The organism is Streptomyces sp. WZ.A104 (genome assembly GCF_002382885.1).
In the GTDB taxonomy this organism is placed as follows: Bacteria; Actinomycetota; Actinomycetes; order Streptomycetales; family Streptomycetaceae; genus Streptomyces.
Map to the genome: position 1 here is coordinate 36,130 of NZ_NWVL01000039.1, position 15,900 is coordinate 52,029.

The window sequence follows — 15,900 nt, forward strand, 5'->3', positions numbered from 1 at the left end:
ATTGACGGGTCGCGGCGGCGGTGGAACAGTCGGTCGCATCGCAATCTGACGATGCGTCAGAAACTGTCGGGGAGACCTGGGCAGGAAAACTTGAGGACGGTGAACCTCCGTGGAATTCGGGCTCTTTGTTCAGGGGTACGTGCCCGCCGCGCGTGCCAGGGTGGACCCCGAGGCAGAGCACAAGGCGCTGATCGAGGAGACCGAGTACGTCATTCAGGCGGACAAGTCCGGCTTCAAGTACGCCTGGGCCTCCGAACACCACTTCCTGGAGGAGTACTCGCACCTCTCGGCCAACGACGTGTACCTCGGCTACCTCGCGCACGCCACCGACCGCATCCACCTCGGATCGGGCATCTTCAACCCGCTCGCCCCCGTCAATCACCCGGTGAAGGTGGCCGAGAAGGTCGCCATGCTCGACCATCTCTCCGAGGGGCGCTTCGAGTTCGGCACCGGGCGCGGGGCGGGCAGCCACGAGATCCTCGGGTTCATGCCGGGCATCACCGACATGAACCACACGAAGGAGCTGTGGGAGGAGACGATCGCCGAGTTCCCCAAGATGTGGCTCCAGGACGAGTACTCCGGCTTCCAGGGCAAGCACTGGTCGCTCCCGCCGCGCAAGATCCTGCCGAAGCCGTACGGGGCCGCTCACCCGGCCATGTGGTACGCGGCCGGGTCGCCGTCCTCGTACGCCATGGCGGGGAAGAAGGGGCTCGGGGTGCTGGGGTTCAGCGTGCAGAAGGTCTCCGACATGGAATGGGTCGTCGAGTCCTACAAGAACGCGGTCAAGGACGCGGAGCCGGTGGGGGCGTTCGTCAACGACAACGTGATGGTCACCTCCACCGCGATCTGCGCCGAGACGCACGCCAAGGCGGTGGAGATCGCGGTGGGCGGCGGGCTCAACTACCTCCAGTCGCTGCTGTTCCGCTACCACGACACCTTCCCCCGGCCGGAGGGCATCCCGGAGTGGCCCGCGCTGCTGCCGGAGTACACCGAGGAGATCGTCGAGCTGCTCATCGCGGAGGAGCTGATGATCTGCGGCGACCCGGACGAGGTGCTGAAGCAGTGCCGTCGGTGGGACCGGGCGGGGGCGGACCAGCTGAGCTTCGGGCTGCCGATCGGGATCAGTCCCGAGGACACGATGAACACGATCAAGCTGATCGGGGAGCACGTGATCCCGAAGATCGACACGGACCCGGTGCATCGGACCTCGCGGTTCCGTGACTCGGCGGGCTGACCTTCCCGGGCCCCGCCCCGGACCCCGCGCCTGGATCGCCGGAGGGGCGAGAACTCGGGGCTCCGCCCCGGGCCCCGCGCCTCGAACCCGGCGGGGCCCGGTTCGCTGAGCCCTCACCCATGGCCGGGCGGCGTCTTCCCGGATCGTCGCCCTGATGAGCCGGGGTACGTACCGCGGCCGAAAGCGTGCGTACCCCGGCTGTCCCAACCGAACCGAAGAAGGGACACCGTCATGCTCGACCACCTCATTCGCCACGCGACCGTCGTGGACGGCACCGGCGGTCCCGCCCGCACCGCCGACGTCGGAATCCGCGGGGGCAGGATCGCGGTCATCGCCGAGCCGGGGGCGATCTCCGAGGAGGCCGTCACCAGCGAGGACGCCGACGGGCTCGTCCTCGCGCCCGGGTTCGTCGACCCGCACACGCACTACGACGCCCAGCTCTTCTGGGACCCCTATGCCACCCCCTCCATGAACCACGGCGTCACCACCGTCGCCGCAGGGAACTGCGGGTTCACCCTCGCGCCGCTGAACCCCGACCGGCCCGGGGACGCCGACTACACCCGCCGGATGATGTCCCGGGTCGAAGGCATGGCGCTCGCGGCCCTGGAGGAAGGCGTCGACTGGACCTGGTCCACCTTCCGCGAATACCTCGACGCCCTCGAAGGGCGCATCGCCGTCAACGCCGGGTTCATGGTCGGCCACTGCGCCCTGCGCCGGTACGTCATGGGGCCGGACGCGGTCGGTGGCCGGCCGACCCCCGCGCAGCTGGACGCCATGCTCGCCCTGTTCCACGACGCGATGGACGCCGGGGCCTGGGGTCTGTCGACCACCCAGTCCGCCACGCACTCCGACGGCGACGGCGAGCCCGTCGCCTCCCGGCACGCCCGGCCCGAGGAGCTGCTCGCCCTGTCCCGAGCGGTCGGGGAGCACGAGGGGACCCAGCTGGAGGCGATCGTCGCCGGGTGCCTGGACCAGTTCTCGGACGAGGAGATCGACCTCTTCGTCGACATGACGGCCGCCGCCGGGCGCCCGCTCAACTGGAACGTCCTCACCATCGACGCCGCCGTCCCCGAACGCGTACCGCGCCAGCTGATCCCCAGCGAACGCGCCCGCCGCGCGGGCGGCCGGATCGTCGCGCTGACCATGCCGATCCTCACGCCGATGAACATGTCGCTCGGTACGTTCTGCGCCCTCAACCTCATCCCCGGCTGGGGCGAGATCCTCGCCCTCCCCGTGCCCGAGCGGATCGAACGCCTCCGGGACCCCGCCACCCGCGCCGAGATGCTGCGCCGCGCCGACAGCAAGGAGGCCGGGGTCTTCCGGCGGCTCGCGAACTTCGGCCGGTACGTCATCGGGGACACCTACAGCGCCGCCAACGAAGGCCTCAGCGGACGTGTCGTCAACGACATCGCGGCCGAACGCGGACAGGACCCCTTCCACTGCCTGGTCGAGATCTGCGCCGCCGACGACCTGCGTACGGTCCTGTGGCCGATGCCCACCGACAACGACCCGGACTCCTGGGCGCTGCGGCAGCGCACCTGGGAGCACGAGGACGTCATGCTCGGCGGGTCCGACGCGGGCGCGCACCTGGACCGCATGTGCGGGGCCCCGTACACCACCCGCTTCCTCGGCGACTGCCTGCGCGGGCGCAGGCTGGTCCCGCTGACGGCCGCCGTCAAGATGCTCACCGACGACCCGGCCCGGCTCTTCGGGCTGCGCGAACGCGGCCGGATCGAGGAGGGCTTCCACGCCGACCTCGTCCTCTTCGACCCCGAGCGGATCGACGCCGGACCCGCAACGCTCGTCCACGACCTGCCCGGGGACAGCCCGCGCCTGGACTCCAAGGCCATCGGGATCGTCTCCGTACGCGTCAACGGCATCGAGACCCTGCGCGACGACAAGGTCACGGGGGCGGTGCCGGGGACGGTGCTGCGCTCGGGCCGCGACACCCGGACGGTGAGCACGGCGTGAGCCCCGAACCACAGCGGCTGTTCATCGGCGGTGGGTGGACCGAGCCCGCCGACGGCCACTACGAAGTGATCGACCCCGCCACCGAGGAGGTCGTCGGCCTCGCCCCCGAGGCGAGCCGCGCCCAGGTGCACGAGGCAGCCGCGGCCGCCAAGGAAGCCTTCGGCCCCTGGTCGCGGACCCGCCCCGAGGAGCGCGCCGCGATCCTGGACCGGGCGGCGGACATCATCCAGCGCGACTTCCCCGCCCACGCCGACCTCGCCCGCGCGGAGAGCGGAGCGACCGCCTCCACCGCTCGGGGCATGCAGGTCGCGGTGGGCGCCGCCCGCTTCCGCCGGTACGCACGCGGCGCCCTGGAGCCCGTCGAGGAGGCCATCGCACCGCAGATCAACGAGGCCGGGCCGATGGGGCGGGCCGGGGTCTTCGGGGCGCTGGCCGTCCGCCAGCCGGTCGGCGTGGTCACCTGCATCACCTCGTACAACAACCCCTGGGCCAACCCGGCGGGCAAGGTCGCGCCCGCACTCGCGATGGGCAACACGGTCGTCGTGAAGCCCGCCCCGCAGGACCCGCTCTCCGTCTACCGGATGGCGGCCGCCCTCGCGGAGGCAGGTGTTCCGCCGGGTGTGGTGAACGTCGTCACCGGGTCGGGCGCGGAGGCGGGGGAGGCAGCCGTCGACTCCCCGGACGTCGACATGGTCAGCTTCACCGGCTCCACGGCCGTCGGGCAGCGCATCGCGGAGGTGTGCGGGCGGGGTATGAAGCGGCAACTGATGGAGCTGGGCGGCAAGGGGGCGGCGCTCGTCCTCGAAGACGCTGATCTCAGCTCCGCGGTCGCGGGGATCGGGACGACCTTCTCGTTCTACAGCGGACAGATCTGTACGGCTCCGACCCGCGTCCTGGTCCACCGGTCCCGCCAGGACGAGCTGATCGCCGGGCTGGCCGCGTACGCGGGGCGCCTGACCGTCGGGCACCCCGCCGACCGGGCCACCGTGGTCGGCCCGGTCATCTCCGCCGCCCACCGCGACGGCGTCGAGGCGTATGTGGAGCTGGGCCGCAAGGAGGGGGCGCGGGTCGTCACGGGAGGCGCCCGCCCCGCCCACCTGGACCGGGGCTTCTACGTGGCCCCCACCCTGCTGGCCGACTGCACCAACGACATGCGGGTCGTCCGGGAGGAGATCTTCGGCCCGGTCGTCGTGGTCGTCCCCTTCGACGAGGACGAGGAGGGCGTCGCGCTCGCCAACGACAGCGACTACGGCCTCATCGACTACGTCTGGTCCGGCGATGCGGCCCGCGCCTTCCGCCTCGCCCGGCGACTGCGCGCGGGCGGGGTGGGTGTCAACACGGTCGGGCGGAACATGGAGGCCCCGTTCGGCGGGTTCAAGAAGAGCGGGGTGGGACGGGACGTGGGCTCGTACGCGCTGCACGCCTACAGCGAGACGCAGGCGATCGTCTGGCCGGGCTGAGGCGGCTTCCCGGAACCCGTCGCGGAGGGCGCGGGAAAATTTTGAATCGCCACAAAACGGACAGTGCTGCGATTACCGTACGTCGTCACGTCCGGCCGGGCGTCATGCATTGCAAGGTTTCATGTGGATGTGACCTTGAATTGATGAGGCGTTCATGGGTTGTTGGCCGGTGTACCTAAGGGTGAGACGTTGGAGTCTCACGCTCCGGATGTGGATATCGCAGCGCATAGCGTCCTTCTCATGACTCAGCTGGACGCGCGGCCACAGGCCGGAGACACGGTACGGGGAAGTGCCCCGGCCGACGGCGGTGTACGCGGAAAGGGGCTCGGCGGGAACTCCGTCGGCCTCATGGGCAGCGCCGTCATCGGCGTCTCCACCGTCGCCCCCGTCTACTGCCTGACCTCCACCCTCGGCTCCACCGCCGGAGAGGTCGGCGTGCAGATGCCCGCCGTCTTCCTGGCCGGGTTCCTGCCGATGCTGCTGGTGGCCTTCGCCTACCGCGAGCTGAACCGGGCGATGCCGGACTGCGGTACCTCCTTCACCTGGACGGTGAAGGCGTTCGGCCCGCGCGTCGGCTGGATGTGCGGCTGGGGCCTGGTCATCGCGACGATCATCGTCCTGTCCAACCTGGCGGGCGTCGCCACCTCGTTCTTCTGGCTGCTGGCGGGTGAGGTCACGGGCAGCCCCTCGGTCGCCGCCCTGGACGACAGCAAGCTGGTCCACATCGGTACCTGCCTCGTCCTCGTCGCCGTCGCCACCGCCATCAGCTACCGGGGGATGACCGCCACCAAGGGCATCCAGTACACCCTGGTCGGGCTGCAACTCGCCGTGCTCGCGCTGTTCGTGGCGATGGCCCTGAGCAAGGCGGGCAGCGGCGGCGCGGACTTCGCCACCTCGCTCGACTTCTCCTGGTCCTGGCTGAACCCGTTCGCCGTCCAGTCCTTCGCGGCCTTCACGGCCGGTCTCTCCCTCTCCATCTTCATGTTCTGGGGCTGGGACGCCTGCCTGACCGCCAACGAGGAGACCACCGGCAGCGAGAAGACCCCCGGCCGCGCCGCGCTCGTCGCCATGATCGTCCTGGTCGGCGCCTACCTGGCCACCGCCGTCGCCGCCCAGATGGCCGTCGGCTCCGGCACCACCGGGCTCGGCCTCGCCAACCCGGAGACCGGCGAGAACGTCTTCGCCGCCCTCGCCGGACCGGTCATGGGCTCCGGGCTCGGTGTGCTGCTCTTCGTCGCCGTCCTCGCCTCGGCCGCCGCCAGCCTCCAGACCACGTTCATCCCGGTGGCCCGCACGGTCCTCGCGATGTCGACGTACGAGGCGATGCCCGCCTCGTACGCGAAGGTCCACCCCCGCTTCAGGACTCCCGGCCGGGCGACGGTCGTGGCGGGCATCGGGACCGGTGTCTTCTACACCGTGATGACGCTGGTCAGCGAGCATGTGCTGATCGACACCATCTACGCGCTCGGCCTCATGATCTGCTTCTACTACGCGCTGACCGCCTTCGCCTGCGCCTGGTACTTCCGCGCCGAACTGACCCGCTCCGGCCGCGACCTGGTCTTCAAGGGCCTCTTCCCGGTCGTCGGCGGCATCCTGCTCGCGGCCGTCTTCGCCAAGACCCTCTACGACATGTGGGACCCGGCGTACGGCTCCGGCTCCTCGGTGTTCGGCGTCGGCTCGGTCTTCGTCATCGGGGTGGGGCTGCTGCTCCTGGGCGTGGTGCTGATGGCCGCGATGGAGCGCCGCAGCCCGGCGTTCTTCCGGGGCCAGGTGCTGACGAAGGAGACCCCGGCCCTGGTGGTCCAGGACTGAGTCCTCCGGCGCGGCGGTCAGCCGCCGACTACGGGCGCCAGTAACCCAGCGCGTTCACCCGGTCCTTGGGCAGGCCCAGCTCCTTGCGGAGGTACGCCGACAGGGTCCGGGTGGTCGACGTGTCGCAGGCGACCCAGACGTACGCGTCCGAGTGGTCCTCGCCCAGCAGTCCCGGCAGCGCGGCCTTCACCTCGGAGACCAGATGCGCGCCCGCCTCGCGGCGCTCCACGTGGTGCAGGGTGTGGTGGGCCTCGTCGAGGCGGAACGGCAGTTTCCGGTCGTCCTCGTCCGAGGTCTCGAACCAGATGGTCGCCGGGGTGTCCGGGACCGCGTCCAGCAGCGAGTTGATCGCGGGCAGCGCGGCCGGGTCGCCGATCACGAAGAGCCGGGAGGGCGCCGGGTCGGGCAGGGCGAAGCCGGTGCCCTGGAGCGTCGCGTCGATCGTGTCGCCGGGCTGGGTGGCCCGCGCCCAGTCGCAGGCGGGGCCCTCGTGGAGGGCGAATTCGAGGCTGAAGGTCCCGGCCTCGGGGTCCGGGTCGACCAGGGTGTAGGCGCGCTGGTGCGGCTTGCCGGCCTCCTCGAACCAGAGCCGCACCCACATCGTCGGATGCGCGCCGCCGGTCGCCGCGAGCAGCCCGCCGTCGCTCATGTGCACCCGGCGGAAGCGGTCGGTGACCTGCTCCGCGCCGGTCACCGTGAACGTGAAATCACGCCCCCGGAGCAGTTTGAGAACGACGCCTTCCCAGCCATGTCCCACGGTGTCTCCTGCCTCGCCCTGGCGCCCCGGCCCACTGCCAAAGAGTCGCTTTAGGTTAGGCTAACCTAAATCTTTAGGGCTGGGGAGTGGCTGAAAACCACCGGAGCAGGGGATGGGCAGAGCGATGACCGCTGGCACCGGCAGCGAGAGACCCGACGCCGGACCGGACCGGGGCGCCGGTGGCCGCTTCGAGGTGTTGCGGGACGACTGGGGGATACCCCACCTGCGGGCCGCCGACGTCCTCGGCCTGGCCCGCGCCCAGGGGCACAACGCGGCCCTGGACCGGGCCTGGCAGCTGGAGACCGAGCGCCACCGGGTGCTCGGCACGACCGCCGCGTACCTCGGTGCGGAGGCCGTCGACTGGGACCGGTTCGTCCGGCGGGCCCGGCTCGCCGACACCGCCCGCCGCTGCTACGAGGGGCTCGCGCCCGAGACCGCCGCCTGGGTGGGCGCGTACGTCGACGGAGTCAACGAGGGCCTCGCCGAAGGGGCCGCCCTGGCCCCCGAGTTCGCCGCGGCCTCGCTCGTCCCCGGCCGCTGGGAGCCCTGGACCCCGCTCGGCGTCTGGCTCTCCACGCACATCCTGTTCGCGGGGTTCCCCACCAAACTCTGGCGCGAAGAGGTCGCCCGCCGACTCGGCGAGGACCACATGACCCTCTTCGCCACCGACGGCCCCGGCACCGCGGGCAGCAACGGCTGGCTCCTCACCGGCGACCGCACCACCACCGGCGCCCCCCTCATCGCGGGCGACCCGCACCGCTTCATCGAGGCCCCCGGCGTCTACCAGCAGATCCGGCTCGCCTGCCCCGAGTTCGACGTCGTCGGCCTCGCGGTCCCGGGCATCCCCGGCATCGCCCACTTCGGACACACGGGGGGCGTCGCCTGGGCGATCACCAACGCCATGGCGGACTACCAGGACCTGTACCGGGAGCGGTTGCGCCGCACCCCGGACGGTGGGGTCGAGGCACTGGGCCCGGACGGCTGGTACCGGGTCCACGCCCACACCGAGACCGTGGAGGTCGCCGGGGGAGAGCCGGAGACGGTCGAGATCGTGGAGACGGACCGGGGGCCGGTGATCATCGGGGACGTGCACGACGCTCCGAGCCCCGACGCGCCCGTCATCAGCCTCCGCCACCCGCCCCGCGTCACCGGCGACCTCGGCTTCGACGTGCTGCCCGCGCTGCTCCGGGCCCGTACGGTCGCCGACCTCGACGCCGCCCTCGACCGCTGGGTCGAGCCGGTCAACGTGGTCCTGGCCGCCGACACCGCCGGGGACACCCTGCACCGGACCGCCGGACACGTCCCGGCGCGCCCGTACGCCAACCGGCTGCGGGTCGTTCCGGCCGAGGACCCGGCGTACGCCTGGCGCGGGGGCGAGACCGTCCCCCTGCCCCGCACCGAGGTCGACCCCGCCACCGGGATCGCCGTGATGGCCAACGAACGTGGCCTCGCCGCCCCGCTGGGCGTGGAGTTCGCGCCCCCGCACCGGGCCCGCCGGATACGGGAGCTGCTCGACGCGGACACGGACCGCTCGCCCGCCGACATGGCCGCCGTCCACACCGACACCCGCCTCGCCTCGGCCCGCCCGCTGCTGTCCCTGCTCGCCGGGGCCCCGGCCCTGGGCCCCGCCGCCGAACGCCTCCGGGACCGGCTGCTGCGCTGGGACCGCCACATGGACGCGGACAGCACCGAAGCGACCCTCTACGCGCGGCTGCGCACGGACGTCGTCCACCGCCTGGCCGCCCACCCAGCCCTGAAGGCCCTCACGGCCGCGGACGATCCGTGGCGCTCGACCGCCTACCCGCCGCTCTTCCGCCCCTGGCTCGCCACCGTCCCCCGGATCGGCTACGCCCTGGAGACCCTGCTGACCGTGGGGTTCCTGCCGTACGAGGACCGGCTGGCGGTGGTCGCGGCCTCGGCCGAGGCGGTCGCGGCGGCGGCCGAGGAGACCCCGCCCGGCCCGTGGGGCGAGCTGCACCGGCTGTCCCCCTGGCAGGCGCTCCCGGACGCGGTCCCCGACGAGGCCGCCCGGCCGGGGCTCGCGGGCGACCACGACTGCGTGCTGTCCACCTCCAGCGTGCCCGGCGTCACCGACCTGTTCGCCCGGGGCCCGGCCGCCCGTTACGTCTGGGACCTGGCCCGCCGCGAGGACAGCAGGTGGGTGGTGCCCTTCGGTGCGTCCGGCGTCCCCGGGTCCGCGCACCACCGCGACCAGACACCCCTGTGGGCGCGGGGCGACCTCGCCCCGGTCGTCACCGACTGGAACCTGCTGCACCGCACGACACACCCCGCGACGCCCCGCCCCGAGGGCGCCGAGAACGACGAGGACAAGGCCCCCATGACCGTCACCGAACCCACCGCGCCCGCCCTCCGCCCGGCCGTGCACGAGCAGAAGGTCGAGGGCTTCGGCACCGTCCGCCTGGTCCCGGTCGACCCGGCGGCCGACGCCGGCCTGCTGCACGGCTGGGTCACCGAGGAGCGCGCCCGGTTCTGGGGCATGGCCGACCACACCCGTGAACAGGTCCAGGAGATCTACGAGTTCGTCGACTCACTCCCCACCCACCACGCCTACCTGGCGCTGCGCGACGGCGTCCCGGCCGCGCTCTTCCAGACGTACGAGCCGGACGCCGACCCGGTGGGCGAGTGCTACGACGTCCAGCCCGGGGACTTCGGTATCCACCTGCTGATCGCGCCCGCCGAGGGCGAGGGCGCGGTGAAGGGGTACACCGACGCCCTGCTCACCGCGTTCATCGGTTACGTCTTCAGCGACCCGGCCCACCTGCGGGTCGTCGTCGAGCCGGACGCCCGCAACGAGAAGGCGCTCGCCCGGATGGTCCGGGTCGGCTTCGAGCTGGGCCCGGAGATCCAGAAGCCGGAGAAGACGGCCCGGCTGGCGTTCCTGAGCCGGGCGGCGCTGGGCCTGGCCTGAGGGCCGTGGCCCTGCCGTGCGGCGCTCAGGGGCCGTTCGGGCCGGGCCGTCGGCGAATGCCATGATGGGGAGGAGCGGGAGGCTTTCCGCCCGCGTACACAGGACGATGCAGACACCTCACGACAAGGGAAGCGCCATGGCCACCGGAACCACCGAAAGCCCTGCCACCCTCTACGCGCCCGTCTCGCTCGGCCTGGGCGTCGTCGCGGTGGTCCTCTCCTTCTTCCTCGCCGTCTTCGCGCTCCTGGCCGGCGCCCTCGCGGTCACCTTCGGCGTCCTCGGTCTGGTCAGCAGGGTCCCGGTCAACCGGACCCAGTGCTACATCGGCCTCGCCGCCGGTGCCGTCGGTGTGCTCCTCCCGCTCTTCTTCCTCTTCGCCTACACCGGCGGCCTCTGAGCCATTGCCCCTTGAGGCATTGCCCCTAAGGGCAATGCCTCAAGGGGCAATTGAACCCTTCTGTCCCCCTTCCTAAGGTCGATGGCAGGTGCCTGACACCAGGGCGCCCGATGCCATGGCCTCGGCCGTGGTGTCGACGGGGATGAAGGGAAACACATGCAGTTCTCGCGTTTCGCCAAGGTGACCGCGCTGTCAGTGACCCCGCTCGCGCTCGTCGCGGGCGGCTTCCAGGCGACCGCTCTCGCCTCGGGCTCCGCCTCCGGACCGGCCTCCGCCTCCGCGGTCTCCTCCGACGGGTCCGGTCCGGCGTTCGCCGTGTCGCAGCTGTCCGCCACGTCGTACGGCGGACTGAAGGACGTCACCGGCTTCGCCGCGGACAGCGCCCAGGGCAAGGCGCTCGACGCGCAGGGCCTCGGCGTCGCGCGGGCCGCCTCCGGCGAGACCGCCGTCGTCGACACCTCGTCGGCGGACGAAGGCATAACCGCCGCGGCCGGCCAGGGCTTCGTGGAGCTGTCCTGGAAGGCTTACGCCGAGAACGCCCAGTACGTCGTCACCCGCGACGGCAAGGAGATCGCCCGGCCGGGCGCGGGCGTGCAGTCCTTCCGGGACACCGCCGTCAAGCCGGGCGCCCAGTACGACTACCAGGTCATTCCGCTCCTCCCCGAGGGCGGTCACTCCGGCGCCAGGACCTGGGGCATGAACGTCTCCGTCCCGGCCACCGGCTCCCTCGCCGGGCTGCGCGGTCAGGCGGTCCGGCAGGCCGAGGCGGCGGCCGCGGCGAAGACCACCACGCTGAGCTGGGTCGCGTTCCTGCCGTTCAAGAAGGTGGACGCTCCCGCGGCCGGCTGCGACTACAAGAAGGGCTTCCAGTACGGCGGTGACGGCCGCTCCAAGTTCGACTGGAAGTCGGACAAGTACCGCGCGGCCCTGCACGCCACCGTCACCTGGAGCAACAAGAAGGTGGTGGGCAACAAGTCGGTCAAGCCTACCCACGTCTACAAGAAGTCGACCGGCAAGAAGGTCGCCACGAAGACGGCCACGGACAAGCACATGACCGCCAAGAAGCTGGGGTCGGGCAAGAACTCCGTGGACATCCGGTTCGTCATGCACGCCGCGAACCCGTTCTGCAAGGGGCTGGGCGGGGTCAAGGGGGCCATCAGCGGCGCGGCCACCATCAACATGACCAAGAGCGGCAACTGGACCATCCGCTCGGGCAAGCACCGCCTGATGCCCAACCACCACATCTACATCTACAACGGCGGCAAGGTCACCAACGTCTACACCCGCAAGTACGTCGGCCTGCCTTGCCTGATCGGATCGGTCCTGTGCCAGGAGGCGGACCTGACGGGCCGCTACGGCAAGTTCTGATCTCCTGAACGGAAGAAGGCGAGCCCTCTGTAGCCGCACGCGCGGCTACAGAGGGCTCGTCCCGTCCCGGTTCAGCTCGCCGCCCGCCCGGAAAAGCCGCCGGGCGACGACGTGACCGCGCCCGGCGGCCATCCGGAACCAAGGTTCCGCCGCCGCCAGACCCTCGCGGTCCTGGACCAGCCGGCCCAGCTCCCACATCGACTCCACGTCCCCGGCCTTCACCGCCTGCCGCAGCATCCGCTCGGCGGCGTCCGGCCGCCCCTGGCTCCGCGCGTCCAGGGCGAGCGTGCGCAGCCCCCGAACGGCACGGGCGTCCCCGGCGGCAGCGGCGACGGCCAGTTGCCGGGGGTCCGGCGGGCGGCGGTAGCGCTGGGCGATCAGCAGCAGGATCCCGGCCGCCCACATGATCCAGCTCAGCCCGATCAGCGTGCTGCTGCCCAGGAACACACCGGTCAGGCTCAGCGCACCGCCTGCGGGCAGCAGGAAGAACCCCAGTCCCATTCCCATCCCACGTCCTCTCCCGCAGTCCTGCCCGCTCCCAGGCTATGGCCAGGGCTGACATGGTCTCGGAATTCTCGGGCCTACGGCATATCTTGGCCCCCGTGCAGACGACGGAGGTGTTCCCGATGCGGATCTCCACGACGATCTTCCTCACCGACGAGACGGTGACACCGGTCAGACTCGCCCGCGAGCTGGAGCAGCGGGGGTTCGCCGGGCTGTACCTGCCCGAGCACACCCACATCCCGGTGAGCCGGAGCACGCCGTATCCGGCGGGCGGTGATCTGCCCCGCGAGTACGGCCGCACCCTGGACCCCTTCGTCGCCCTCGGCCAGGCCGCCGCGGTCACCGAACGCCTCGCGCTGGGCACCAGCATCACGCTGATCGCCCAGCACGACCCGATCGGCCTGGCCAAGCAGGCGGCCACCCTGGACCACCTCTCCGGCGGCCGGTTCACCCTCGGCATCGGCTACGGCTGGAACGTGGAGGAGGCCGTCGACCACGGGGTGCGGTGGTCGACCCGCCGGGACCTGGGCCGGGACCGGATGGCGCTGATGCGGGCCCTGTGGGCGGACGAGCCAACGGCGTACGACGGCGAGTTCGGGTCCGTACAGGCGAGCGAGGCGCACCCCAAGCCGGTCCAGCGGCCGCGCGGCCCGGTCAACGGCCCGCGCACCCTGATCGGCGGCGGAGCGGGCCCGAAGCTGTTCGCGCACATCGCGGAGTACGCGGACGGCTGGCTGCCCATCGGCGGCCGGGGCCTCACCGAGTCCCTCCCGAAGCTGCGGGCGGTCTGGGAGGAGGCCGGGCGCGACCCGAAGGGCCTCCAGGTGGTGCCGCACGCGGTCCTGCCGAGCCCGGGGAAGCTCGCCCACTACGCGGATCTGGGCATCGAGGAGGTCGTGCTCCAGCTGCCCCCGGCCGACGAGCCGGAGGTGCTGCGGGCGCTGGACGCCTACGCCGCGTACCTGTAGGCCCGCGGGGGGCGGGTGCAACCGGGCACGGCCGCAGGGCATCCTTACTCTCCGGGGATCGCGAACGCGGGCCCGGTCCGCGGACGCGTACGAGCGCGTCAGTGCGCGTCCCGCGCTGGACCTGGTGCCCGCCCGAGTGGGGAGTGGAATGAACAGGCCGTTGCGGCACATAGCCATCTTCTGCGGGCTGCTGGTGCTGGCCCTGCTGCTGCGGGCGAACTGGCTCCAGCACGTGGACCGCGAGGAGCTGGCCCAGCACGAGAGGAACGCCCGGGTGCGGTTCGAGCGGTTCGCCTCCCCGCGCGGCGACATCATCGTCGGCGGCAAGGCGATCACCGGCTCGAAGGAGACCGGGAGCACGGACTACCAGTTCCGGCGGACCTTCAAGGACGGGCCGATGTACGCGCCCGTCACCGGCTACGCCTCCCAGGCCCAGGGCACCTCGCTGCTGGAGCGGACGTACGACAGCATCCTCAGCGGCCAGGACGACCGCTTCGCCTTCCGGCACGCCAAGGACGTCCTGATGGGGCAGCCCCGGCGCGGCGGCGACGTGATCACCACGATCGACGCGAAGGCGCAGAAGGCCGCCTACAAGGGGCTGACGGACCTGGGAGCCCGGGGCGCGGTCGTCGCCCTGGACCCGCGTACGGGCAAGGTCCTGTCCCTGGTCTCCACGCCCTCCTACGACCCCGGGGTGTTCGCCGGGATCTCGTTCAAGGAGAGCGACCGCTTCAAGGCGCTCCTCGACGACAAGAGCAAGCCGCTGGCCAACCGCCCGCTGCGCGAGACCTTCCCGCCCGGCTCCACCTTCAAGATCCTCACCGCGGCGGCCGCGCTGGAGCACGGCGTGGTCACGGACGTGGACGCCCGGACGGACGCGGTGTCGCCGTATCCGCTGCCGCTCTCCACGAACAGGATCGGCAGCGAGGCGGGGGACGCGGTCTGCGACAAGGCGTCCATGAAGACCGCCATGCAGTACTCCTGCAACAACGTCTTCCTCGACGCGGCCGCCGAGCTGGGCGAGGACCGGATGCGCGAGACCGCGGAGAAGTTCGGGTTCAACGAGGACGTCTACTCGGACGAGTTCGGCGACATGCTCGCCACGAAGAGCCTCTACCCCGAGAAGCTCGACAAGCCCGGTACGGCGCTCACCGGCATGGGCCAGGGCAGCCTGACGAGCACCCCGATGCAGATGGCGATGGTGACGGCGGCCCTCGCCAACGACGGCAAGCTGATGCAGCCCTACATCGTGGAGGAGCTGCGCGGCCCGGACCTCTCCACGCTGGAGAAGAACGAGCCGAAGGAGATGAGCCAGGCCGTCTCGGCGGAGACGGCGAAGAAGGTCCAGGAAATGATGGAGCACACGGCGAAGGAGGGCAGCGCCCAGCGCGCCCTGATCGACGGTGTGACGGTCGGCGGCAAGACGGGCACCGCCCAGCGCGGTGTGAACGTCCGCGACAAGGTCCCGTACGGCTGGTTCGTCAGCTACGGCAAGAAGGACGACGGCCGCTCGGTCGCGGTCGCGGTGTTCATCGACCCGACGGACATGGACATCTCCCGCTCCGACATCTCCGGTGGCCGCCTCGGCGCCCCGATCGCGAAGAGCGTGATGCAGGCGGTGCTGGGGGACTGAGGGCTGCCCCGTCATCCCTGGCGGGCGGACGACGACAGCTACGCCAGGGCCTTCGTTCGGATCACGCCGGGCTCGGGGGGCCGGCCGGTCCCTACCGGACCGACCGCAGCGCCCCCCGCCGCACCACCTTCGGCTTCTCGTCCGACACCGCGTCGGGCGGCGCCTTCGGCCCGACCGAGTCCGTCAGCCCCACCAGCTCCGTCAGCGCGCCGATGCGGAAGTCCGCCGTCTCCACCACGTCCGGGTGGTCCGCCCACCAGTGCCCGTACGGCCCGCGCCGCAGATGGGCCGTTCGCAGGCCCGCCGCGGCGGCGGGAAACAGGTCCTCGGCCGGGTGGTCGCCCACGTACAGCGTCGCCTCCGGGGCCGCACCCGCCAACTCCGTCACCCGCCCGAAGAACGCCGGGTCCGGCTTCCGCACGCCCCACTCGGCCGAGGTGACCACCAGGTCGGCGGGCAGGTCCAGCGCCCGCAGCAGCTCTCCGGCGCGGGCCGTGCCGTTCCCCGCCACCACCACGCGGACGCCCGCGGCCCGCAGTTCGCCCAGTGCGGGCCGCACGTCCTGATAGAGGTCCGACTCGTCGAGGTGCTCACCGCGTCCGGCGGCCACGCGGGCGGAGCAGGCCTCGTCGACGTCCATGCCGGGCCGCAGGACGAGCAGCGCGTCCGTGGCGTCGCGGCCCTGGGCGACGGCCGCGCCCACCAGCGCACTGAGCGTGTGCGGCGGTACGCCGAGCCAGTTGGCCCAGGACGCCCAGTGCCGGTCGTCGCGTACGAGGGTTTCGCCGATGTCGAGGACGATCGTTTCCATCACCGTTCCGACATTAGGCGTGAGGACACCGTCGGCGGGCTCTCATCCGGGTGAGT

Annotated in this window: 12 protein-coding genes; 9 read left to right on the forward strand and 3 right to left on the reverse strand. The window is 71.8% G+C overall.

Going from position 1 to position 15,900, the window contains the following annotated elements; translation table 11 throughout:
- Window positions 1–109: 109 nt before the first annotated feature.
- From CIB93_RS21215 to CIB93_RS21230, 4 genes are all read left to right on the forward strand, one after another.
- Window positions 110–1,234 carry an LLM class flavin-dependent oxidoreductase gene (locus CIB93_RS21215; RefSeq protein ID WP_096628932.1) on the forward strand — a complete coding sequence of 375 codons (1,125 nt, stop codon included), beginning with the start codon at window positions 110–112 and terminating at the stop codon, window positions 1,232–1,234.
- Window positions 1,235–1,465: 231 nt separating this feature from the next.
- A complete protein-coding gene (locus tag CIB93_RS21220; RefSeq protein WP_096628933.1) occupies window positions 1,466–3,205 on the forward strand; it encodes an amidohydrolase family protein in 1,740 nt (579 codons plus the stop codon).
- A complete protein-coding gene (locus CIB93_RS21225; RefSeq protein ID WP_096628935.1) occupies window positions 3,202–4,665 on the forward strand; it encodes an aldehyde dehydrogenase family protein in 1,464 nt (487 codons plus the stop codon). The genes CIB93_RS21220 and CIB93_RS21225 overlap by 4 nt, the downstream gene beginning before the upstream one ends.
- Before the next feature lie 240 nt (window positions 4,666–4,905).
- Window positions 4,906–6,477 carry an APC family permease gene (locus CIB93_RS21230; protein ID WP_096628936.1) on the forward strand — a complete coding sequence of 524 codons (1,572 nt, stop codon included), beginning with the start codon at window positions 4,906–4,908 and terminating at the stop codon, window positions 6,475–6,477.
- 28 nt (window positions 6,478–6,505) lie between these two features.
- Here CIB93_RS21230 and CIB93_RS21235 read toward each other — a convergent pair whose 3' ends face one another.
- On the reverse strand, window positions 6,506–7,234 hold the full coding sequence (locus CIB93_RS21235; RefSeq protein ID WP_096628938.1) for a siderophore-interacting protein: 729 nt from the start codon (window positions 7,232–7,234) through the stop codon (window positions 6,506–6,508).
- Window positions 7,235–7,358: 124 nt separating this feature from the next.
- Between CIB93_RS21235 and CIB93_RS21240 the strand changes: the two genes are divergently transcribed.
- The 3 genes from CIB93_RS21240 (at window position 7,359) to CIB93_RS21250 (ending at window position 11,928) form a co-directional block, all read left to right on the forward strand.
- Window positions 7,359–10,163, forward strand: coding sequence for a GNAT family N-acetyltransferase (locus CIB93_RS21240; protein WP_257002291.1), 2,805 nt, complete (start codon window positions 7,359–7,361; stop codon window positions 10,161–10,163).
- 136 nt (window positions 10,164–10,299) lie between these two features.
- The gene (locus CIB93_RS21245) at window positions 10,300–10,560 is read left to right on the forward strand and encodes a hypothetical protein (protein ID WP_096628941.1); all 261 of its coding nucleotides are present in this window, start codon (window positions 10,300–10,302) and stop codon (window positions 10,558–10,560) included.
- A gap of 156 nt (window positions 10,561–10,716) precedes the next feature.
- Window positions 10,717–11,928: a hypothetical protein gene (locus CIB93_RS21250; protein ID WP_096628943.1), complete on the forward strand. Its 1,212-nt coding sequence runs from the start codon at window positions 10,717–10,719 to the stop codon at window positions 11,926–11,928.
- A gap of 45 nt (window positions 11,929–11,973) precedes the next feature.
- Here the strand turns inward: CIB93_RS21250 and CIB93_RS21255 are convergent, their stop codons facing one another.
- Window positions 11,974–12,429 (reverse strand): hypothetical protein, encoded by a 456-nt coding sequence (locus CIB93_RS21255; RefSeq protein ID WP_096628945.1) that lies wholly within the window; start codon window positions 12,427–12,429, stop codon window positions 11,974–11,976.
- Window positions 12,430–12,554: 125 nt separating this feature from the next.
- Here CIB93_RS21255 and CIB93_RS21260 point away from each other — a divergent pair, with 125 nt between their 5' ends.
- Both CIB93_RS21260 and CIB93_RS21265 read left to right on the forward strand, forming a co-directional pair.
- Window positions 12,555–13,400: an LLM class F420-dependent oxidoreductase gene (locus tag CIB93_RS21260; protein WP_096628947.1), complete on the forward strand. Its 846-nt coding sequence runs from the start codon at window positions 12,555–12,557 to the stop codon at window positions 13,398–13,400.
- A 148-nt stretch (window positions 13,401–13,548) separates the two neighbouring features.
- Window positions 13,549–15,033 carry a penicillin-binding protein 2 gene (locus CIB93_RS21265; protein ID WP_096628949.1) on the forward strand — a complete coding sequence of 495 codons (1,485 nt, stop codon included), beginning with the start codon at window positions 13,549–13,551 and terminating at the stop codon, window positions 15,031–15,033.
- A gap of 91 nt (window positions 15,034–15,124) precedes the next feature.
- Here the strand turns inward: CIB93_RS21265 and CIB93_RS21270 are convergent, their stop codons facing one another.
- Window positions 15,125–15,844, reverse strand: a complete 720-nt coding sequence (locus CIB93_RS21270; protein ID WP_096628951.1) for an HAD family hydrolase — start codon at window positions 15,842–15,844, stop codon at window positions 15,125–15,127.
- Between the last annotated feature and the right edge of the window lie 56 nt (window positions 15,845–15,900).